This is a genomic window from Pseudomonas sp. GW822-FHT02D10 (assembly GCF_058802345.1).
Genome location: NZ_JBXAOB010000020.1, coordinates 26,129 through 46,251, shown reverse-complemented (window position 1 = coordinate 46,251; position 20,123 = coordinate 26,129). Strand labels below are relative to the sequence as shown.

Genomic DNA, 20,123 nt, shown 5'->3' with positions numbered 1-20,123 from the left:
AACCTGCCTGAAACACAAAGGGCCGCTTGGCATAAATGCCAAGCGGCCCTGGAAGGTGCTGACCAGACGCGTCAGATCAAATTATTTGGTCCACTGAGCGACGCGCTCAGGGTGTTTGGCCACCCAGTCCTTGGCTGCCACTTCAGGCTTGGCACCATCCTGAATGGCCAACATGACTTCGCCGATTTCGTCTTTCGACGACCACTGGAAGTTCTTCAGGAACTTCGCGACTTCCGGCGCTTTGGTTGCCAGCTCTTTGCTACCGATGCTGTTCACGGTTTCAGCTGCGCCATAAACGCCTTTTGGGTCTTCCAGGAAGCGCAGTTTCCACTTGGCGAACATCCAGTGCGGCACCCAACCGGTGACAGCGATGGATTCGTTTTTCTTCTCGGCACGGGTCAGCTCGGCAATCATGCCGGCACCGGAACTGGCCTTGAGGGTGTAGTTGCTCAGACCATAATCCTTGATCGCCTGATCGGTCTTGAGCATCACGCCTGAACCGGCGTCGATGCCGACGATCCGACCTTTAAAGCTTTCGTCGGCTTTAAGATCGTCAATGGTCTTGGCCTTGACGTACTCCGGCACGATCAGACCGATTTTCGCGTCCTTGAAGTTCGGGCCGTAATCGACGACCAGATCCTTGTTCTTCGCCCAGTATTCGCCGTGAGTCACTGGCAGCCAGGCTGACAGCATCGCATCGAGTTTGCCGGTGGCTACACCCTGCCACATGATCCCGGTGGCCACGGCCTGCAGCTTCACGTCGTAGCCGAGCTTTTGCTTGATCACTTCAGCCGCCACGTTGGTCGTGGCGACACTGTCCGACCAGCCGTCAACATAACCGATAGTCACTGCCTTGCCTTCAGCACTGGCCACAGTAGAACTGATCGCCAGTACCAAAGCCGCACCCGCGCCCAAGAGTCGTCGCATCTTCATCGTTACTTCCCCGAAAGTGCTGCGCCCGACGGATGCCGAGCAGCGTCAACGTATTGTTATGGTGCACAGCGCCCCCATCACGCCTCACCGCAAACTCGTTCGAACATCAGCGGAGTACTGATACGTCGATAATCAACCTCGCGCCCATGGCGACCTGCTCTGTCTGCGACCTCAACGCAACGAGAAACGACATCAGAACGCCAGTAACCGCGACCTGCAAAAATACCCCGACCATTCCCGCTCGAACATTGCATATCAAAATCATGCAGGCCACCAAGCACAGGACAAATGCAGGTAAGATGCGCGGCTTTGTTCCCAGACGGCCTGACCATGCCCGCCACCTCGCGTTTCCCTTTCTTCGCTTATCTATTTTCCTGCCTGCTTGGCCTGTTTGCCCTCGGTGGTTACTGGTACGGGCTCGGTCAACCGGTGCTGCTGCCGGACGTGGCCAGTGCCACGCACAAATTGCAGTGCGCCTCTTACACACCGTTCGATAAAGACCAATCGCCGTTCGATCAGCCATTCAAATTACGCCCCGAGCGCATGGACGCCGACCTCGCCCTGCTGGCAACCCGCTTCGAGTGCATTCGCACCTATTCGATGACCGGCCTGGAAGCACTGCCGGATCTGGCGCGCAAACATGGCCTGAAACTGATGATCGGCGCCTGGGTCAACAGCAATCCGGTGGACACCGCCAAGGAAGTCGAACTGCTGATCGCCGAGGCCAACGCCAACCCGGACGTGGTCAGCGCGGTGATCGTCGGCAACGAAACGCTGCTGCGCAAGGAAGTGACCGGCGCGCAATTGGCCAAGTTGATCAACCACGTCAAAAGTCACGTCAAACAGCCGGTGACCTACGCCGACGTCTGGGAGTTCTGGCTCAAGCATCCTGAAGTCGCCCCGGCGGTGGACTTCCTGACCATCCACTTGCTGCCGTACTGGGAAGATGATCCGTCCAACATCGACGCCGCCCTCCAGCACGTCGCCGAGGTTCGGCAGCTATTTGGCAGCCGTTTCGCGCCCAAGGACGTGCTGATTGGCGAGACCGGCTGGCCAAGCGAAGGCCGTCAACGGGAAACCGCAGTCCCGAGCCGGGTCAATGAAGCCAAGTTCATTCGTGGTTTTGTGGCGATGGCCGAGCAACAAGGTTGGCACTACAACCTGATCGAAGCCTTTGACCAGCCGTGGAAACGTGCCAGTGAAGGTGCGGTCGGCGGTTACTGGGGGCTGTTCGATGCAAACCGTCAGGATAAGGGCGTGCTGGCAGGCCCCGTTACCAATCTGCCGTTCTGGCCGCAATGGCTGGCCGTCGGTGGCCTGATCTTCCTCGCTACGCTGATGCTGGGCGGCCGTGTACGCAGTACTCGCGCAGCGTTGATGTTGCCACTGCTCGGCGCGGTCGCTGCGTGCTCCATTGGCACCTGGGGTGAGCTGGCTCGTGCCACCAGCCGCTTTGCTGATGAATGGATCTCTGCCGGGTTGCTCACCGTCCTGAACCTGCTGGTACTGGCCCACGCGGCATTGTTCCTGAGTGCCGGAACCGGTTGGCGTGAACGCGCCTTCAATGCGCTGGAACGTCGTGCCGGCTGGCTGCTGGCCGCTGCCGGGTTCGCTGCGGCGGTGATGATGCTGGCGCTGGTGTTCGAACCGCGTTATCGCAGCTTCCCAAGCGCCGCCCTGCTGCTGCCGGCGCTGGTCTACCTGATTCGCCCGGTCAGCGCTCCGCGTCGGGAAATTGCACTGTTGGCCTTCATCATCGGTGCCAGCATTGCCCCGCAACTGTACCGCGAAGGCCTGTTCAACCAGCAAGCCTGGGGCTGGGCGCTGGTTTGCCTGTTGATGGTCGCCGCGCTGTGGCGCAGCTTGCGGGTGCGCAACGCTTAATTTGTATAGAGCACCTGTCGGTGCTATCGCGAGCAAGCTCGCTCCCACTCTTGATCTCGGTCGTTCACATAATTTGTGTACACAGATGATCCAATGTGGGAGCGAGCTTGCTCGCGATGACGGTCTATCAGGTAGCTCGCGGCGCCCGGACCAACCGCAACCCCGCGATCACCACGGCAAATACCGCAATGCCGGTGTTGTACAAGGCCAATGCCGGAAACCCGAACACCAGCGCCAGCACCGCCAGCCACCAGCCGGCCCGACCCGGCACAACAAAGCCCAGCACCGCCGCCGCCAATGCAGCCCAGCCCATCACCTTGAAGTGAATCATCAAGCCGAGGGTCGAACGCGCCTGGCATTCCCAACGGCTCGCCTCATCGATGCAGAGACCGACCCACTGCGCATCCTCCATCAGGACATAACGCAGGCCAAAACTGGCAGCCAGCCACAGCGGCAAGGCGATAAGCAAAATAATGACGGGCAGACGGCGAGACATGAAGCACTCCGATAAACGAAAACGGCGCCCAGCTTAATCGCCCGCCAGCGGTAAGCAAGCAAGACCATCAGAAAACTGTTCAGCCAATCGCTGCAAAGTGTATCGTTCGGCCACTATTGATCCGAATTCAGCCTCTTTGATGCCGCCCCATGGCACTTAGGCGCACTACCGATGGTCATAGCCTGCGAACCTCATCAGGCACCTTCCTCTAAGGGATTTAGTCATGCTCCGTTCCTTGCGCTTTGCTGCCTTGTTTGGCGGCCTTATCTTGAGTGCGTCCGCACTGGCGGCAGACATCGACGCCGTCAGCTATGGCTACCCCTTGACCAACCCGTTCGAGGCGACCATCGCCACGACCCCGCCGGAGTTGCGTCCCGAGCTGCCGTCCAACGACCAGATCCACCAATCGGATTACACCCTGACGCTGCGCCCGGAGCGCGACTTCAACCTGCCGGACAATTTCTGGGCAGTGAAAAAGCTCACCTATCGCATGGCCACTCAGGATCACGCCGCACCGCTGATTTTCCTGATTTCCGGCACGGGTGCGCGCTTCGACAGCAGCATTAACGAATACCTGAAAAAGCTCTACTACAAGGCCGGTTATCACGTTGTGCAACTGTCCTCACCGACCAGTTTCGACTTCATGAGCGCCGCCTCGCGCTTCGCCACCCCAGGCGTGTCCAAGGAAGACGCCGAGGACATGTACCGCGTGATGCAAGCGGTTCGCGCGCAAAACCCGAAGCTGCCGATCACCGACTACTACCTCACCGGCTACAGCCTGGGCGGACTGGATGCGGCGTTTGTCAGTAAGCTGGATGAAACCCGACGCAGCTTCAACTTCAAGAAAGTCTTGCTGCTCAACCCTCCGGTCAACCTCTACACCTCCGTCACCAACCTCGACAAACTGGTACAAACCGAGGTCAAGGGCATCAACAACAGCACCACCTTCTATGAACTGGTGCTCAACAAGCTGACCCGCTACTTCCAGCAGAAAGGCTACATCGACCTCAACGACGCGCTGGTCTACGACTTCCAGCAATCGAAGCAGCACCTGACCAACGAACAGATGGCCATGCTGATCGGCACCTCGTTCCGCTTTTCGGCGGCCGATATCGCCTTTACCTCGGACCTGATCAACCGACGCGGCCTGATCACCCCGCCCAAGTTTCCGATCACCGAAGGCACCAGCCTCACGCCGTTCCTCAAGCGTGCACTGCAATGTGATTTCGACTGCTACCTCACCGAGCAGGTGATCCCCATGTGGCGCGCCCGCACCGATGGCGGCAGCATCTTGCAGTTGATCGACCAGGTCAGCCTCTATGCGCTCAAGGACTACCTGCACGACAGCCCGAAAATCGCCGTGATGCACAATGCCGACGATGTGATCCTCGGCCCGGGCGACCTCGGCTTCCTGCGTAAAACCTTCGGCGACCGCCTGACGGTTTACCCTCACGGCGGCCATTGCGGCAACCTCAACTACCGCGTCAACGCCGACGCCATGCTGGAGTTCTTCCGTGGCTAAACACTTTCTGCTACTCGCCGCGTTGCTCTGCGCAGGTTATGCCAATGCCGACAACAGCAAGGCCAACAGCACGACCGTAGTCGATCAGGACGGCTTCACCGAGCCCATGACCAAACTCAAGTTCAACCCAGGGCTGGACCAACGCGAATTCGAACGCTCGACCCTGAGTGCGCTGAGCGTCTATGACCCATTGGAGTCGTGGAACCGTCGGGTCTACCACTTCAACTATCGCTTCGATCAGTGGGTGTTCCTGCCGGTGGTCGACGGTTATCGCTACATCACCCCAAGTTTCCTGCGCACCGGCGTCAGCAACTTCTTCAACAACCTGGGCGACGTGCCCAACCTGGTCAACAGCTTGCTGCAGTTCAAGGGCCAGCGCTCGATGCAAACCACCGGGCGCTTGCTGCTCAACACCACCCTCGGCATCGGCGGCCTGTGGGACCCGGCCACCGCCATGGGCCTGCCACGCCAGGTCGAAGACTTCGGCCAGACACTGGGCTTCTACGGGGTTCCGGGCGGCGCCTACCTCATGCTGCCGATTCTCGGCCCATCAAACCTGCGTGATACCGCCGGTCTTGCGGTCGACTACACGGCGGAGTCGGCAATCAACTACCTGAACGTGTCGAAAGTCAGCGAAAATCACCCGGAAATCTGGGTCCTGCGCGGCATCGACAAGCGCTACCAGACCAACTTCCGCTACGGCCAGCTAAACTCGCCATTCGAGTACGAGAAAGTGCGTTACGTGTACACCGAAGCGCGCAAGTTGCAGATTGCCGAGTAACTTCATCGGCAACAAAATAGGCCATTCAAGCGGATCGAATGGCCTTTTTCATGCACACCACAAATCAACTGTGGGAGCGAGCTTGCTCGCGATGAGGCCATAACATTCAACATCGATGTTGACGGTTAGACCGCTATCGCGAGCAAGCTCGCTCCCACAGTTGATAAGTTTTGCCCTTGGATAGTGTCCAGGCTTTAGCCTTTGACTGCTTTCCAGATCTTGCTCACCACCATCACACCCGCCAACACCACCGCGCCCGCAACAATCCCCGCTGCCGCGTTGAGCAAGCTCGGCACGATCCACGAGAAACCGGCCGTGCTCTGACTGACACCTTCAATCCAGTGATGCACCACCGGCACGCCGTGGGTGAGAATCCCGCCGCCGACCAGGAACATCGCCGCAGTGCCAATCACCGAGAGGCTTTTCATCATGTACGGCGCGGCGCGCAGGATGGCGCCGCCGATACTTTTGGCCATCTCTCCGGGCTTCTGGGTCAGCCACAGTCCGAGGTCGTCGAGTTTGACGATGCCCGCCACCAGGCCATAAACGCCGACGGTCATGATGATAGCGATGCCTGACAGCACGATCACTTGCTGCATTAGCGTTGCACCGGCGACGGTGCCGAGGGTGATGGCGATGATTTCAGCCGAAAGGATGAAGTCGGTGCGCACCGCGCCTTTGATCTTGTCCTGCTCGTACGCCACCAGATCAGTCGCCGGATCAGTTACAGCTTCGACCAATTGCGCGTGTTGCGCCTGATCTTCAGCCTTGCTGTGAAGGAATGTGTGCGCAAGCTTTTCGAAACCTTCAAAACACAAATAGGCGCCACCGACCATCAACAAGGGTGTGACCAGCCAAGGGATGAATGCACTGATGGCCAGCGCCGACGGCACCAAAATCAGTTTGTTGCGAAACGAGCCCTTGGCCACGGCCCAGACCACCGGGATTTCCCGCTCGGCGCGTACACCGGATACCTGCTGGGCGTTGAGCGCCAAGTCGTCGCCAAGCACGCCGGCGGTCTTCTTCGCGGCCATCTTGGTCATCAGCGCGACATCGTCGAGTACGGCGGCGATATCGTCGATCAGCACCAGCAAACTGCTTCCTGCCATGGATCATGGTTTCCTTTGCAAATGAATGTTGCGCAGCATAACGTGCCGAGCCGCTCCAGGGCATTCTTGAGCGCCGCGCGAGGCCGGTGCTACCATGCGCAACCGCCAGTACAGGCAAGGAATCACCTGGTTTATGAGCACTATCCGCGAACGCAATAAAGAACTGATCCTGCGTGCCGCCAGTGAAGAGTTTGCCGACAAAGGCTTCGCCGCGACCAAAACCAGTGACATCGCGGCCAAGGCGGGGTTGCCCAAGCCCAACGTCTACTACTACTTCAAATCCAAGGAAAACCTCTACCGCGAGGTCCTTGAAAGCATCATCGAGCCGATCCTTGCGGCCTCGACGCCGTTCAACGCCGACGGTGTGCCCAGCGAAGTGCTCAGCGGCTACATTCGCTCGAAGATTCGCATCTCCCGCGACCTGCCGTTCGCATCCAAGGTGTTTGCCAGCGAGATCATGCACGGTGCACCGCACCTGAGCGCCGACCTGGTCGAACAGCTCAACGCTCAGGCCAAGCACAACATCGACTGCATCCAGACCTGGATCGATCGCGGCCAGATCGCCCCCATCGACCCCAATCACCTGATGTTCAGCATCTGGGCCGCGACCCAGACCTACGCCGACTTCGACTGGCAGATCTCCGCCGTCACCGGCAAGGCCAAGCTGGATGAAAGCGACTACGAAGCGGCGGCGCAGACCATCATTCGGTTGGTGCTCAAGGGCTGCGAGCCTGACAGGTAGACCGCAACGCCCCCATCGCGAGCAAGCTCGCTCCCACAGGGGGTTTGTGAACACTACAGTCCAATGTGGGAGCGAGCCTGCTCGCGATGGGGGCAACTCGGTATTCGGTCAAACCCAGATAGCATCCCACAGCGGATAATCGCCAAGCCGCTCAACCAGCCCCGCCCGCAATGGGTTGGCCACAACATACCGAGCCAGCTTTACGAGATCTTCCTCACGGCGCAGCGCCCGATCATGAAAGCCTTTCTGCCAAAGGCTGACCTTACGACCGGTGGACAGGTTTACCGCTTTAGTACTCAATGACTTGGTCCTTTGCATCAATCCACTCAGCGCCCCCTGCTGCAACTCGATCAACCAATGAAAGTGATCGGGCATGACAACCCACGCCAATGAGTTAGCACAGCCTTGGTCTTGCGCGGCGCGAAACTGTGCGATGACTAATCTACCCAAGACAAAGTCGTTGAAAACAGGCTCTCTACCAAGCGTGTTGGCAGTCAGAAGGTAAATTCGGTTCTGTTCGGCATAGCGGCCGATGCGCAAGCGATGTGAAGCGGGTAGATCCGGCATACCCTTGCCCCTTCCATGATCAAGTCATGAAGAAGGCTAGACTTGTGAATGCCGGATGGTAGGGCAGACCTTTAGCTGGATGTGTCTGGTAGATAGCTATCGCGAGCAGGCTCGCTCCCACAGGGGATTTGTGAACACAGGAGATCCAATGTGGGAGCGAGCCTGCTCGCGATGGCGGTAGATCAGTCAACACAAATCAGGCCGTCACACCCGCATCCGCCCGCAACCCCTGTTCCTCGATGGCGCTGATCGCGCATTGTTCATCGATATCCGAGGTGTCACCGCTGATGCCGATCGCCCCCAGCACAACCCCGTCCTGATCCCGAATCAGCACCCCGCCTGGCGCGGGTACGACGCTGCCCTGCCCCAGACTGTTCAACGCCGCGATAAACGCCGGGCGTTGTTGTGCGTCCAGTGCCAATAGCCGCGAACCCTTGCCCATGGCGATCGCACCCCAGGCTTTGCCGATGGCGATCTGTGGACGAAGCAGGCTCGCGCCGTCTTCACGCTGCAAGCTCAACAAATGCCCGCCGGCATCGAGTACTGCAATGGTCAGCGGTGCCGCGGCGATTTTGCGCCCGAAGGCGATGGCCTGACCGGTCAGATTGACTGCGACTTTCAAGGTTAAAGCGCTCATGGGTGCCGTCCTTATCTTGTTATGGGAAAGCCTTTGGGTTTCTTTTTGTTGAGAAGCCCGACGCAACAAATAGAACACAATGAATTGTTTTTTTGTATACAATAATTTTCGAAAAGCAGCTCATGCGACGAAACGCCACAGCATTTATGGCCCTCCGACGAATGAAACAGCTGCTTGAGAAAATGGATTGACCTGCGCCGTCCGCCGTGAATACACTCTGCGCAAAGCCACTTGTATACAATTACAAAACGTAAAGAGGCACAAAACCATGAGCAAAATGAGAGCAATCGAAGCCGCCGTTCTGGTGATGCGCCGTGAAGGGGTTGATACCGCTTTTGGCATTCCGGGCGCTGCAATCAACCCGCTGTACTCCGCCCTGCAAAAGGTCGGCGGCATCGATCACGTCCTCGCTCGCCACGTTGAAGGCGCCTCGCACATGGCCGAGGGTTACACCCGCACCAAGGCCGGCAACATCGGCGTGTGCATCGGCACCTCCGGCCCTGCTGGCACCGACATGGTCACCGGGCTTTACAGCGCCTCGGCCGACTCGATCCCGATTCTTTGCATCACCGGGCAGGCACCCCGCGCCCGTATGCACAAGGAAGACTTCCAGGCCGTCGACATCACCACCATCGTCAAGCCAGTGACCAAGTGGGCGACCACTGTCATGGAACCGGGCCAGGTGCCTTACGCGTTCCAGAAAGCTTTCTATGAAATGCGCTCCGGCCGCCCAGGCCCGGTACTGATCGACCTGCCGTTCGACGTGCAGATGGCCGAAATCGAATTCGACATCGATGCTTACGAGCCACTGCCACTGGCCAAGCCAGCGGCAACCCGCAAGCAGGTCGAGAAAGCCCTGGCCATGCTCGATCAGGCTGAACGCCCATTGCTGGTAGCCGGCGGCGGCATCATCAACGCCGACGCCAGCGACCTGCTGGTGGAATTCGCCGAGCTGACCGGTATCCCGGTTATCCCGACCCTGATGGGCTGGGGCACGATCCCGGACGATCACCCGCTGATGGTCGGCATGGTCGGCTTGCAGACTTCGCACCGTTACGGCAACGCGACGATGCTCAAATCCGACGTGGTGCTGGGTGTCGGTAACCGTTGGGCCAACCGTCACACCGGTTCGGTTGACGTGTACACCGAAGGCCGCAAATTCATTCACGTCGACATCGAACCGACCCAGATCGGCCGTGTGTTCACGCCAGATCAGGGCATCGTTTCCGACGCTGGCCTGGCACTGAAAATGTTCATCGAAGTGGCCCGCGAGTGGAAAGCCGCCGGCAAATTGAAGGACCGCAGCGCCTGGTTGCAAGACTGCCAGCAGCGCAAGTCCAGCCTGCACCGCAAGACTCACTTCGACAACGTGCCGGTCAAGCCGCAACGCGTGTATGAAGAGATGAACCAGGTGTTCGGAAAAGACACCTGCTACGTCAGCACCATTGGTCTGTCGCAGATTGCCGGCGCGCAGTTCCTGCACGTTTACAAACCGCGTCACTGGATCAACTGCGGTCAGGCCGGTCCTCTGGGCTGGACCATTCCGGCAGCGCTGGGCGTAGTCAAGGCTGATCCCTCGCGCTCGGTCGTAGCCCTTTCGGGCGACTACGACTTCCAGTTCATGATCGAAGAACTGGCAGTGGGCGCGCAGTTCAAACTGCCGTACATCCACGTGGTGGTGAACAACTCGTACCTGGGCCTGATCCGTCAGGCACAGCGCGGTTTCGACATGGACTACTGCGTGCAGCTGTCCTTCGACAACCTCAACGCACCGGAGCTCAACGGTTACGGGGTTGACCACGTAGCGGTTGCCGAAGGCCTGGGTTGCAAGGCTCTACGCGTGTTCGAACCGGCTGATATCGCCCCTGCCCTGCGCAAGGCGCAAGAGCTGATCGAGGAGTTCAAGGTGCCGGTGATCGTCGAGATCATCCTGGAGCGCGTGACCAACATTTCCATGGGCACCGAGATCAACGCCGTCAACGAATTCGAAGACCTGGCGCTGGTCGGCACCGACGCACCGACTGCGATTTCGTTGCTCGACTGACCGTGCCCCCCTGTGGGAGCGAGCTTGCTCGCGATGAGGCCAGCACATTCAACATTGCTGTTGTCTGGCACACCGCCATCGCGAGCAAGCTCGCTCCCACAGGAGGCCTCACAAATTTAGGAGACCACCATGCCGCGTTTCGCAGCCAACCTGTCCATGCTGTTTACCGAGCAGGATTTTCTTGCCCGCTTCGAAGCGGCCGCCAAAGCCGGCTTCAGCGGTGTCGAATACCTGTTCCCTTACGATTTCAGCTCCGCCGAGATCAAGGCTCAACTGGATGCCAACGACCTGACCCAAGTGCTGTTCAACCTGCCGGCCGGTGACTGGGCCAAGGGTGAACGCGGGATCGCCTGCCATCCGGATCGCGTGGAAGAGTTCCGCGCCGGGGTCGATCTGGCGATCGCCTATGCACAGGTTCTGGGCAACACCCAAATCAACTGCCTGGCCGGTATCCGCCCACAAGGCGTCGACGATGCCACCGTGGAAAAGACCTTTGTCGCCAACCTCAAATATGCCGCTGACAAGCTGCAAGCGGTGGGCATCAAACTGGTGATGGAAGCCATCAACACCCGTGACATTCCGGGCTTCTATCTGAACAACACCGCTCAGGCGCTGTCGATTCGCGAACACGTGGGCAGCGCCAACCTGTTCCTGCAATACGACATCTACCACATGCAAATCATGGAGGGCGACCTGGCCCGCACCATGGCGACGCATCTGGGCGAGATCAACCACATTCAACTGGCCGACAACCCGGGTCGTAACGAGCCGGGCACCGGTGAAATCAACTACCGCTTCCTGTTCGAACACCTGGACCGCATCGGTTATCAGGGCTGGGTCGGTTGTGAATACAAGCCGCTGACCACCACTGAAGCGGGTTTGGGTTGGTTGAAAACCCATAACGTAATTTGAAGTGATTTCCCTGTGGGAGCGAGCTTGCTCGCGATGAGGCCATAACATTCGACATCTCTGTTGCCTGTTCCACCGCTATCGCGAGCAAGCTCGCTCCCACAAAAGCAGCGCTCCCCTATTTGCTTGAAGCAGCAATAAAAACAAGAGGATTTTCTCATGGCTAAAATCGGATTTATCGGCACCGGCATCATGGGCCACCCAATGGCGTTGAACCTGCAGAAAGCCGGTCACAGCCTGTTCCTGTCGGCACACCACGACCCCGCTCCAGCTGACCTGGTCGCTGGCGGCGCGGTCGCTCTGGCGAGCCCGAAAGAAGTCGCTCAGGAAGCCGAGTTCATCATCGTCATGGTGCCGGATACCCCACAAGTCGACGACGTGCTGTTCCGTGCCGATGGCGTCGCCGCCGGTGTTGGCAAAGGCAAGGTTGTCATCGACATGAGCTCGATCTCGCCGACCGCGACCAAAGCCTTCGCAGCGAAGATCAACGAGAAAGGCGCGCAGTACCTCGACGCCCCGGTGTCCGGTGGTGAAGTCGGCGCCAAAGCCGCGACCCTGAGCATCATGGTCGGTGGCGACAGCGATGCTTTCGAACGTGCACTGCCGCTGTTTCAGAGCATGGGCAAGAACATCACCCTGGTCGGTGGCAATGGCGACGGTCAAACCGCCAAAGTCGCGAACCAGATCATCGTTGCGCTGAACATCCAGGCCGTTGCCGAAGCCCTGCTGTTTGCCTCGAAAAACGGTGCTGATCCAGCCAAGGTACGTGAAGCGCTGATGGGCGGTTTCGCCTCGTCGAAGATCCTTGAAGTACACGGCGAGCGCATGATCAAAGGCACCTTCGATCCAGGTTTCCGCATCAGCCTGCACCAGAAGGACCTCAACCTGGCGCTGGCCGGTGCGCGCGAGCTGGGCATCAACCTGCCCAACACCGCTGGCACCCAGCAAGTGTTCAGCACCTGCGCGGCCATCGGTGGCAGCAATTGGGACCACTCGGCGCTGATCAAGGGCCTGGAACACATGGCGAACTTCTCGATTCGCGATAAATAAAACCCTTGCATGAAGCTGGCTCGGTCCCCTGTGGGAGCGGGCTTGCTCGCGATGAAATCGCCGCGGTGTACCTGATACACCACGTCGCCTGAATCGCAGGCAAGCCAGCTCCCACACTGGACCGCGTCGCAACACCCGCTGTCGTCCTACCCCAATAACAAGAACTCCGGGAGCCCGCCATGTCGGTCGATCCGCAACAATTCCTGCGCGAGCTGTTTGCCACAGCCATCGACGCGGCCCATCCGCAGCATGTCCTCGAAGCCCATTTACCCAAAGAACGCAGCGCTCGAGTGATCGTCATCGGTGCTGGCAAAGCCGCCGCGGCCATGGCCCAAGTGGTCGAGCGCTGCTGGCAGGGTGAAGTGTCTGGCCTGGTGGTCACCCGCTATGGTCATGGCGCCCCATGCGAAAAAATCGAAGTGGTCGAAGCCGCCCACCCGGTGCCTGATGCAGCCGGTCTGGCCGTGGCGAAACGGGTGCTGGAACTGGTTAGCAATTTGACCGAAAACGATCGCGTGATCTTCCTGCTGTCGGGCGGTGGATCGGCCTTGCTCGCCCTGCCAGCAGCTGGCATCACCCTGGCCGACAAACAAGCGATCAACAAAGCCCTGCTCAAGTCCGGCGCGACCATCGGCGAGATGAACTGCGTGCGCAAGCACCTCTCGGCGATCAAGGGCGGCCGCCTCGGCAAAGCCTGCTGGCCTGCCACTGTTTATACCTACGCGATTTCCGATGTCCCAGGCGACCTCGCCACGGTGATCGCTTCCGGCCCAACCGTGGCTGACCCGAGCACCTCGGCCGAAGCCCTGGCGATCCTCAAACGCTACGCCATCGAGGTTCCGGCGTCGGTGCGCAGCTGGTTGCAAAGCCCGGAATCGGAAACCGTAAAACCGGGTGATCCGAGCCTCGCCCGCAGCCATTTCCAACTGATCGCTCGTCCGCAGCAATCCCTGGAAGCGGCGGCAGTGAAAGCCCGTCAGGCCGGTTTCAGCCCGTTGATCCTCGGTGACCTGGAAGGCGAATCCCGCGAGGTGGCGAAAGTCCACGCTGGCATCGCGCGCCAAGTGGTGCTGCACGGTCAGCCGTTGGCCGCGCCTTGCGTGATTCTCTCTGGCGGCGAAACCACCGTCACCGTACGCGGCAATGGCCGTGGCGGACGCAACGCCGAGTTCCTGCTGAGCCTGACCGACAGCCTCAAAGGTCTGCCCGGCGTCTACGCACTGGCTGGTGACACCGACGGCATCGACGGCTCCGAAGACAACGCCGGCGCAATCATGACCCCGGACAGCTACGCCCGCGCCGCCGCCCTCGGCTTGAGCGCCAGCGATGAACTGGACAACAACAATGGCTACGGCTATTTCGCCGCGCTCGACGGGCTGATCGTCACCGAGCCGACGCGCACCAACGTCAACGACTTCCGCGCCATCCTGATCCTCGAGAGCCCTGAAAATGACGCCTGATAAAAAGGTCAAAATCCTCGCCACCCTCGGCCCCGCCACCGACGGGATCGATAAAATCCGTGAGCTGGTCGAAGCCGGGGTGAACATCTTCCGCCTGAACTTCAGCCACGGCGAGCACGCCGACCACGCCCAGCGCTATCAGTGGATCCGCGAAGTCGAGCGACAACTCAATTACCCGCTCGGCATTCTGATGGACCTGCAAGGCCCGAAACTGCGGGTCGGGAAGTTTGCCGAGGGCAAGGTGCAACTGGTGCGTGGTCAGGCCCTGCGCCTGGACCTCGACGCCACACCGGGTGACGAGCGTCGGGTCAACCTGCCGCACCCGGAAATCATCGCCGCGCTGGAACCCGGCATGGACCTGCTGCTGGACGACGGCAAACTGCGCCTGCGGGTGGTGACCAAATACGCCGATGCCATCGACACCACGGTGCTCAACGGCGGTGAGCTGTCGGATCGTAAAGGTGTGAACGTGCCGCAAGCGGTACTCGAACTCAGCCCGTTGACCGCCAAGGATCGTCGTGACCTGAGCTTCGGTCTGGAGCTGGGTGTGGACTGGGTCGCGCTGTCGTTTGTGCAGCGTCCGGAAGACATTCGTGAAGCCCGCGCGCTGATCGGCGACAAAGCCTTTTTGATGGCGAAAATCGAAAAGCCATCGGCCGTTGAACAGCTGCGCGAAATCGCCGAACTGAGCGACGCGATCATGGTTGCCCGTGGCGACCTGGGCGTGGAAGTACCGGCCGAGAGCGTGCCGCAGATCCAGAAAGACATCATCAGCACCTGCCGCCAGCTCGGTAAACCGGTGGTGGTGGCGACCCAGATGCTCGAATCCATGCGTTTCTCCCCGGCACCGACTCGCGCCGAGGTGACCGACGTCGCCAACGCTGTAGCAGAAGGTGCCGATGCGGTGATGCTGTCGGCAGAAACCGCCTCTGGCGATTACCCGCTTGAAGCAGTGCAGATGATGAGCAAGATCATCCGCCAGGTCGAAAGCGGCCCGGATTACCAGGCGCAACTGGACGTCAGCCGGCCAAAAGCCGAAGCCACTACCTCGGACGCCATCAGCTGTGCGATCCGCCGGATCAGCAACATCCTGCCGGTGGCGGTGTTGGTGAACTACAGCGAGTCCGGCAGTTCAAGTTTGCGTGCCGCGCGAGAACGGCCAGCAGTGCCGATCCTCAACCTCACGCCGAACCTTTCAACTGCGCGGCGCTTGAGCGTGGCGTGGGGCGTGCACTCGGTGGTCAACGATCGTTTGCGGCAGGTCGACGAGGTGTGCTCCACCGCGCTGGAAATCGCCCAGGCGCAAGGCATGGCCCAGCGCGGCGACACGTTGTTGATCACTGCGGGCGTGCCATTCGGCCAGCCGGGATCGACTAACTCGTTGCGCATCGAGACGTTGATTTAGCGCCTGTACCGGCCTCTTCGCGAGCAAGCCCGCTCCCACACTGGATCTCTGTTCAGTCATTGATTTTGTGAGCAACACAAATCAACTGTGGGAGCGAGCTTGCTCGCGATGGGGGCGCCTCGGTTTACCAGATACAGACTCAAAATGCCCTCAAACCACTTCAACACCCACTGTCCGGACTGGGCAACCGCCCTGCTCAACGGCTTCAGCCAGATTTTCCTCCAGCGCAATCCGCTGTGCGGCCTGCTGTGCCTGTTGGCCATCCTGTTTAGCGCGCCGACGTTGCTCGGCGGCGCCCTGTTGGGTGGCGTGGCCGGTTTGCTGACCGCGCAACGTCGTGGCTACGCCAAGGCTGATCGCCAGGCCGGGCTCTTCAGCTACAACGGCGTCTTGCTCGGCCTGTTGCTGAGCCTGACGTTCAGCTGGTCGGCGATGCTGCCGCCGCTGATCATCGCCTGCGGCGGACTGAGCGCAATCCTCACCCAGCAATGGCTCAAGCGCGCTCACGATCAGCATTGCCTGCCCGCCTACACCGCGCCTTTCGTGGGGTTGAGCTGGATACTGCTGGGCTTTGCCGCCCCTGCACAGTCGACACCTGCATCACTGCCAGAATTTGATTTCCTGAACCTGCTCGGCGCCGAGTTCAAAGGCCTGGGCCAAGTCATCTTCCTCGAGCATCCCCTGGCGGGCGTGTTGATCGCCGCCGGGCTGCTGCTTGCCAACCGCCGCGCTGCCATTTGGGCGCTGGTCGGTTCCGGCATGGGGCTGGTCTGCGCCTTGTGGCTGGACGAGATTCCCGGCGCATTGCTTGGCCTTTATGGCTACAACCCGGCACTGGCTGCCCTCGCCTTCAGCCAACAACGCCGCCAACCCTGGCTGCCGTTGTTGGGCATCGCACTGGCGACCCTCCTGACACCGGGCTTCGCGGCTCTGGGTCTGGCCACCCTGACGGCGCCATTCATCCTCGCCTGCTGGCTCCTGCACGCCAGCATTCGGCTGTTGCGCCAAGCCGCCATCGACAGCGCGCCTTGCAAAACCCCGGAGAATCAACCTAGGCTGCGCTGATTTATGGTCAAGGCGATTTGAATGGACAGCAACGACACGTGGCGTAACCGCCTGTACGTGATGATTTTCCAGACCGACACGGTGGCCGGGCGACGCTTCGACAGCACGCTGTTGCTGATCATTCTCGCCAGCCTGGTGGTGGTGATCCTCGACAGCATCGATGACGTTCATCAGAACTTCGCCAATACGCTGGCGTACATCGAGTGGGGCTTTACCCTGATCTTCCTGGTCGAGTACGTGTTGCGCCTGTACTGCTCGCCCAGGCCGCTGCGCTATGCCTTCAGCTTCTATGGATTGGTAGATTTGCTGGCGATTGTGCCGGGGATCCTTGCGCTGTATTACAGCGATGCCCAGTACCTGTTGATCATCCGAATCATCCGTATGCTGCGGATCTTTCGTGTACTCAAGCTCGGCCCCTACCTGAAACAAGCCCATTACCTGCTCGACGCCCTGCGCGGCAGCAAACAGAAAATCCTCGTTTTCCTGCTGAGCGTCTGCACGCTGGTAACGGTGTTCGGCACGCTGATGTACGTGGTCGAAGGTCCGGAACATGGCTTTACCAGCATTCCGAAAGGCATCTACTGGGCGATCGTCACCCTGACCACTGTCGGTTATGGCGACATCGTGCCCAAGACCGCTTTGGGGCAGGTCATCTCGGCAATGGTGATGGTCACCGGTTACTCGATCATCGCCGTCCCCACCGGGATATTCACTGCCGAACTGGCCACGGCCATGCGCGGCGAACAGCTGCAACATGACTGCCCGGTGTGCAGCAAGAACCACCATGAGCACAGCGCGGCATTTTGCTCACGCTGCGGTAATGCGCTGTTCAAAAAAATGGAATAAGCAAAGTACTTTTTAATCTTTAAAGGGATATGTAGCCCCGGCTATAGTCGACGGCAAATGGCCTTCATCTCGAACAAAAGGAATGTGCAGTGAAAAAGATCTTTGGCGCCTCACTTCTGGCCGCTGGCCTGGCCCTCGCGAGCGTGGCCCAGGCCGCACCGACCCTGCTCAACGTGTCTTACGATGTGATGCGCGATTTCTACAAGGACTACAACACTGCCTTCCAGAAACACTGGCAAGCCGAGCACAACGAAAACATCACCTTGCAGATGTCCTTCGGCGGCTCCAGCAAACAGGCCCGCTCAGTGATCGACGGCCTGCCGGCTGACGTCATCACCATGAACATGGCCACCGACATCAACGCCTTGGTCGACAACGGCAAACTGGTCCCGGACAACTGGGTGACTCGCCTGCCGGACCACAGTGCTCCGTTCACTTCCGCCACCGTGTTTATCGTTCGAAAGGGCAACCCGAAAGCCCTGAAAGACTGGCCCGACCTGCTCAAGGACGGCGTGCAGGTGATCGTGCCTAACCCGAAAACCTCGGGCAACGGCCGCTACACCTATCTGTCGGCCTGGGGTTACGTGCTGAAAAACGGCGGTGACGAGAACAAGGCCAAGGCCTTCATCGGCAAGCTGTTCAAACAAGCCCCGGTACTCGACACCGGCGGCCGTGCAGCCACCACCACCTTCATGACCAACCAGATCGGTGACGTACTGGTGACCTTCGAGAACGAAGCGGAAATGATCGCCCGCGAGTTCGGCCGCGACCAATTCGAAGTGATCTACCCAAGCGTCTCCGCCGAAGCCGAGCCGCCGGTCAGCGTGGTCGACAAAGTCGTCGACAAGAAAGGCACCCGCGCTGCCGCCGAGGAATACCTGAAGTACCTGTGGTCCCCGGAAGGCCAGGAAATCGCCGCCGCCAACTACCTGCGCCCGCGTGACCCAGCGGTACTTGCCAAGCACACCGACCGGTTCCCGAAAGTCGACTTCCTGTCGGTGGAGAAAACCTTCGGTGACTGGCGCACCGTGCAAAAAACCCACTTCAATGATGGCGGGATTTTCGACCAGATTTACAGCGGGCAGTAAGCATCGGCCAGTCATGAAAAAGGCGACCTTCGCGGGTCGCCTTTTTTATACTCGCTGGTGACTCACATCGGCGGCGCCATGCCATCCTTGCCGGCCGAAATCGATTGAGCTGTCAGGGTGCCGTCGACGCTTTGGGTGGCGAACAACACGACTTTGACCCCGACTTTGAGCAGGCTGCGGTCGCCGGGTGTCAGGTAGACGATCGGCACGTCTTCCGGCACCAGGATTGTCTGCTGGCCGCCCTTGTAATTGACGGTCAGGATTCGGCCATTGCTGACCACCAGATCGCCGACGCTGCCATTGGTCATGCTGCTGCCCTTGACCAGATCGAACGGGCGGTGACCGTCGCCGGTGCCGGCCATCTCGGGCGGGAACACATGCACTTCCAAGGCCTTGAGCGTGCCATCGGCTTGCGGTATTGCCGCTGAGCCAATGTAGCTGCCGGGCTTGATGTCTTCGATATTGGCCAGGGTCACTGCGCGGACCTTCGTATCCTTGGTCAACTGGATGACCCCGTTCTCGCCGCTGTTGGCGTGTACTTTCAAGACCTCTTCGGACACACCGGTAATTTCACCACGCACGCCTATACGCATGCCCGGTGCGTCCTGGGCCAGAACAGAAGTGGCGATCAGCAAACCGCCCAGGGAGATCACACCAATAGTGCGTATCAGGCTTCCAAACATCGTTTTCATGGGACCGGTTTCCGCTGATGGAACGTTGAAAAATGACTGATACAAGAGGGCTCAACCGCCCACACGGATCATAGGCGCGCTACGAAACAAGATGAAAGCTTCGCGGGCTTCGGGCTGCTGCCCGCGAACAGCCCTCAATGCCGTACCAACTTCTCCATCGCCGCGTCCGCCAAAAACGAAGAGCGGCTTTTGACGTTATGCTCACGCACATAACGGTCAATTCGCTGGATAACGTAGCCGGGTAATGTCACGTTGACCTTCTCGGTTTTGCCGAGGTAAGGCGCGATGTCGAGTTCCAGCATGCCCCAGCCCATGCCGGCAAAGTCCGGGTGACTCCGGTGCGCCGCTGCCAACGTCGGCATTGGAATGTCCTCCCCGCCTGCTGCAATTTCCTGCAGCAGGATGTGGGCAACTTCCACCGCCGCGTTGTAAGCCTCTTCAAACGTGTCGCCTGCGGTGACGGCGCCCGGAATATCGGGGATCTGAATACCGATGGCGGTGTTCTCGTCGCCCCACTCGATACAGATTGGGTATTGCATTACGGATCTCCTGCGTAACTGGCCACCGGGTAGCGAAGCCCGGCGCGCCGCCTGATGCTTTTTAACCGTCCCGATCGGCAAGTCTTTCTTGGGATGAGGTACGGGTATCGTGTATGGGCCGTAAGGGTGGGTGAAGATGTGATGACTGCCGGTGACCCGATCGAGCCTCCAGCCTGCCGCCTCCAACTCTCTGATCAATAACCTGCTCTGCACCACGCGCCTCCTTGCACCGGCCTGATTAAAAATAACTCTAGAGTTATATTTGCTCAAGCACAAAAAACCGATGCATGACGTACGGTTGTTTTACAGGGTGTTGAATCGAGCGCTGATTTGCGTAGAAGAGAGCCAAGAGTT

General features: G+C 59.6%; 19 protein-coding genes and 1 pseudogene. 12 read left to right on the top strand and 8 right to left on the bottom strand.

Features of this window, described 5'->3' with window-relative positions:
- Nucleotides 1-81 precede the first annotated feature (81 nt).
- Nucleotides 82-933 carry a glycine betaine ABC transporter substrate-binding protein gene (locus tag AC1RPZ_RS24420; protein ID WP_493140079.1) on the bottom strand — a complete coding sequence of 284 codons (852 nt, stop codon included), beginning with the start codon at nucleotides 931-933 and terminating at the stop codon, nucleotides 82-84.
- A gap of 288 nt (nucleotides 934-1,221) precedes the next feature.
- Between AC1RPZ_RS24420 and AC1RPZ_RS24415 the strand changes: the two genes are divergently transcribed.
- Nucleotides 1,222-2,817, top strand: coding sequence for a glycoside hydrolase family 17 protein (locus AC1RPZ_RS24415; RefSeq protein ID WP_493140077.1), 1,596 nt, complete (start codon nucleotides 1,222-1,224; stop codon nucleotides 2,815-2,817).
- Between the two features lie 127 nt (nucleotides 2,818-2,944).
- On the opposite strand, the gene AC1RPZ_RS24410 is transcribed toward AC1RPZ_RS24415, so the two are convergent.
- Nucleotides 2,945-3,313, bottom strand: coding sequence for a hypothetical protein (locus tag AC1RPZ_RS24410; RefSeq protein ID WP_493140076.1), 369 nt, complete (start codon nucleotides 3,311-3,313; stop codon nucleotides 2,945-2,947).
- 223 nt (nucleotides 3,314-3,536) lie between these two features.
- Between AC1RPZ_RS24410 and AC1RPZ_RS24405 the strand changes: the two genes are divergently transcribed.
- Both AC1RPZ_RS24405 and AC1RPZ_RS24400 read left to right on the top strand, forming a co-directional pair.
- Entirely contained in the window at nucleotides 3,537-4,835 is a 1,299-nt protein-coding gene (locus AC1RPZ_RS24405) for a serine/threonine protein kinase (protein WP_493140074.1), read from the top strand.
- Nucleotides 4,828-5,616, top strand: coding sequence for an MlaA family lipoprotein (locus AC1RPZ_RS24400; protein WP_493140072.1), 789 nt, complete (start codon nucleotides 4,828-4,830; stop codon nucleotides 5,614-5,616). The genes AC1RPZ_RS24405 and AC1RPZ_RS24400 overlap by 8 nt, the downstream gene beginning before the upstream one ends.
- Nucleotides 5,617-5,810: 194 nt before the next feature.
- On the opposite strand, the gene AC1RPZ_RS24395 is transcribed toward AC1RPZ_RS24400, so the two are convergent.
- Entirely contained in the window at nucleotides 5,811-6,725 is a 915-nt protein-coding gene (locus AC1RPZ_RS24395) for a DUF808 domain-containing protein (protein WP_493140070.1), read from the bottom strand.
- Between the two features lie 133 nt (nucleotides 6,726-6,858).
- On the opposite strand from AC1RPZ_RS24395, the gene AC1RPZ_RS24390 reads away from it, so the two are divergent.
- On the top strand, nucleotides 6,859-7,467 hold the full coding sequence (locus AC1RPZ_RS24390; protein WP_123423283.1) for a TetR/AcrR family transcriptional regulator: 609 nt from the start codon (nucleotides 6,859-6,861) through the stop codon (nucleotides 7,465-7,467).
- A 108-nt stretch (nucleotides 7,468-7,575) separates the two neighbouring features.
- Here AC1RPZ_RS24390 and AC1RPZ_RS24385 read toward each other — a convergent pair whose 3' ends face one another.
- Both AC1RPZ_RS24385 and AC1RPZ_RS24380 read right to left on the bottom strand, forming a co-directional pair.
- Nucleotides 7,576-8,034, bottom strand: a complete 459-nt coding sequence (locus AC1RPZ_RS24385; RefSeq protein WP_493140068.1) for an REP-associated tyrosine transposase — start codon at nucleotides 8,032-8,034, stop codon at nucleotides 7,576-7,578.
- Nucleotides 8,035-8,230: 196 nt separating this feature from the next.
- Entirely contained in the window at nucleotides 8,231-8,671 is a 441-nt protein-coding gene (locus AC1RPZ_RS24380; protein WP_493140066.1) for a GlcG/HbpS family heme-binding protein, read from the bottom strand.
- Between the two features lie 268 nt (nucleotides 8,672-8,939).
- Between AC1RPZ_RS24380 and gcl the strand changes: the two genes are divergently transcribed.
- From gcl to AC1RPZ_RS24340, 8 genes are all read left to right on the top strand, one after another.
- Nucleotides 8,940-10,715 (top strand): glyoxylate carboligase, encoded by a 1,776-nt coding sequence (gene gcl, locus AC1RPZ_RS24375; RefSeq protein WP_493140064.1) that lies wholly within the window; start codon nucleotides 8,940-8,942, stop codon nucleotides 10,713-10,715.
- Nucleotides 10,716-10,844: 129 nt separating this feature from the next.
- On the top strand, nucleotides 10,845-11,627 hold the full coding sequence (gene hyi / locus AC1RPZ_RS24370; protein WP_493140062.1) for a hydroxypyruvate isomerase: 783 nt from the start codon (nucleotides 10,845-10,847) through the stop codon (nucleotides 11,625-11,627).
- A 156-nt stretch (nucleotides 11,628-11,783) separates the two neighbouring features.
- The gene (locus AC1RPZ_RS24365; RefSeq protein ID WP_493140060.1) at nucleotides 11,784-12,674 is read left to right on the top strand and encodes a 2-hydroxy-3-oxopropionate reductase; all 891 of its coding nucleotides are present in this window, start codon (nucleotides 11,784-11,786) and stop codon (nucleotides 12,672-12,674) included.
- A 179-nt stretch (nucleotides 12,675-12,853) separates the two neighbouring features.
- On the top strand, nucleotides 12,854-14,134 hold the full coding sequence (locus tag AC1RPZ_RS24360) for a glycerate kinase type-2 family protein (RefSeq protein WP_493140059.1): 1,281 nt from the start codon (nucleotides 12,854-12,856) through the stop codon (nucleotides 14,132-14,134).
- Nucleotides 14,124-15,539: a pyruvate kinase gene (gene pyk, locus AC1RPZ_RS24355; protein WP_493140057.1), complete on the top strand. Its 1,416-nt coding sequence runs from the start codon at nucleotides 14,124-14,126 to the stop codon at nucleotides 15,537-15,539. Before AC1RPZ_RS24360 ends, pyk begins: the two co-directional genes overlap by 11 nt.
- 144 nt (nucleotides 15,540-15,683) lie before the next feature.
- Nucleotides 15,684-16,604: an urea transporter gene (locus AC1RPZ_RS24350; protein WP_493140055.1), complete on the top strand. Its 921-nt coding sequence runs from the start codon at nucleotides 15,684-15,686 to the stop codon at nucleotides 16,602-16,604.
- A 21-nt stretch (nucleotides 16,605-16,625) separates the two neighbouring features.
- Nucleotides 16,626-17,450: an ion transporter gene (locus tag AC1RPZ_RS24345; RefSeq protein WP_493140053.1), complete on the top strand. Its 825-nt coding sequence runs from the start codon at nucleotides 16,626-16,628 to the stop codon at nucleotides 17,448-17,450.
- A gap of 89 nt (nucleotides 17,451-17,539) precedes the next feature.
- Entirely contained in the window at nucleotides 17,540-18,538 is a 999-nt protein-coding gene (locus AC1RPZ_RS24340; RefSeq protein WP_493140051.1) for a sulfate ABC transporter substrate-binding protein, read from the top strand.
- Between the two features lie 62 nt (nucleotides 18,539-18,600).
- Here AC1RPZ_RS24340 and AC1RPZ_RS24335 read toward each other — a convergent pair whose 3' ends face one another.
- The 3 genes and pseudogenes from AC1RPZ_RS24335 to AC1RPZ_RS24325 all read right to left on the bottom strand — a co-directional run bounded on the left by AC1RPZ_RS24335 (nucleotide 18,601) and on the right by AC1RPZ_RS24325 (nucleotide 19,982).
- The gene (locus AC1RPZ_RS24335) at nucleotides 18,601-19,230 is read right to left on the bottom strand and encodes a hypothetical protein (RefSeq protein WP_493140049.1); all 630 of its coding nucleotides are present in this window, start codon (nucleotides 19,228-19,230) and stop codon (nucleotides 18,601-18,603) included.
- A gap of 134 nt (nucleotides 19,231-19,364) precedes the next feature.
- Nucleotides 19,365-19,769, bottom strand: coding sequence for a type II toxin-antitoxin system HicB family antitoxin (locus AC1RPZ_RS24330; RefSeq protein WP_493140047.1), 405 nt, complete (start codon nucleotides 19,767-19,769; stop codon nucleotides 19,365-19,367).
- A pseudogene (locus AC1RPZ_RS24325) lies at nucleotides 19,769-19,982 on the bottom strand (type II toxin-antitoxin system HicA family toxin). Before AC1RPZ_RS24325 ends, AC1RPZ_RS24330 begins: the two are co-directional and overlap by 1 nt.
- Between the last annotated feature and the right edge of the window lie 141 nt (nucleotides 19,983-20,123).

Excerpts from the sequence above, each read along its gene's own strand:
- AC1RPZ_RS24420 (WP_493140079.1), bottom strand. The coding sequence starts at position 933 with ATGAAGATGCGACGACTCTTGGGCGCGGGTGCGGCTTTGGTACTGGCG.
- AC1RPZ_RS24415 (WP_493140077.1), top strand. The coding sequence starts at position 1,222 with ATGCAGGTAAGATGCGCGGCTTTGTTCCCAGACGGCCTGACCATGCCC.
- AC1RPZ_RS24410 (WP_493140076.1), bottom strand. The coding sequence starts at position 3,313 with ATGTCTCGCCGTCTGCCCGTCATTATTTTGCTTATCGCCTTGCCGCTG.
- AC1RPZ_RS24405 (WP_493140074.1), top strand. The coding sequence starts at position 3,537 with ATGCTCCGTTCCTTGCGCTTTGCTGCCTTGTTTGGCGGCCTTATCTTG.
- AC1RPZ_RS24395 (WP_493140070.1), bottom strand. The coding sequence starts at position 6,725 with ATGGCAGGAAGCAGTTTGCTGGTGCTGATCGACGATATCGCCGCCGTA.
- AC1RPZ_RS24390 (WP_123423283.1), top strand. The coding sequence starts at position 6,859 with ATGAGCACTATCCGCGAACGCAATAAAGAACTGATCCTGCGTGCCGCC.
- AC1RPZ_RS24385 (WP_493140068.1), bottom strand. The coding sequence starts at position 8,034 with ATGCCGGATCTACCCGCTTCACATCGCTTGCGCATCGGCCGCTATGCC.
- AC1RPZ_RS24380 (WP_493140066.1), bottom strand. The coding sequence starts at position 8,671 with ATGAGCGCTTTAACCTTGAAAGTCGCAGTCAATCTGACCGGTCAGGCC.
- gcl (WP_493140064.1), top strand. The coding sequence starts at position 8,940 with ATGAGCAAAATGAGAGCAATCGAAGCCGCCGTTCTGGTGATGCGCCGT.
- hyi (WP_493140062.1), top strand. The coding sequence starts at position 10,845 with ATGCCGCGTTTCGCAGCCAACCTGTCCATGCTGTTTACCGAGCAGGAT.
- AC1RPZ_RS24365 (WP_493140060.1), top strand. The coding sequence starts at position 11,784 with ATGGCTAAAATCGGATTTATCGGCACCGGCATCATGGGCCACCCAATG.
- AC1RPZ_RS24360 (WP_493140059.1), top strand. The coding sequence starts at position 12,854 with ATGTCGGTCGATCCGCAACAATTCCTGCGCGAGCTGTTTGCCACAGCC.
- pyk (WP_493140057.1), top strand. The coding sequence starts at position 14,124 with ATGACGCCTGATAAAAAGGTCAAAATCCTCGCCACCCTCGGCCCCGCC.
- AC1RPZ_RS24350 (WP_493140055.1), top strand. The coding sequence starts at position 15,684 with ATGCCCTCAAACCACTTCAACACCCACTGTCCGGACTGGGCAACCGCC.
- AC1RPZ_RS24345 (WP_493140053.1), top strand. The coding sequence starts at position 16,626 with ATGGACAGCAACGACACGTGGCGTAACCGCCTGTACGTGATGATTTTC.
- AC1RPZ_RS24335 (WP_493140049.1), bottom strand. The coding sequence starts at position 19,230 with ATGAAAACGATGTTTGGAAGCCTGATACGCACTATTGGTGTGATCTCC.
- AC1RPZ_RS24330 (WP_493140047.1), bottom strand. The coding sequence starts at position 19,769 with ATGCAATACCCAATCTGTATCGAGTGGGGCGACGAGAACACCGCCATC.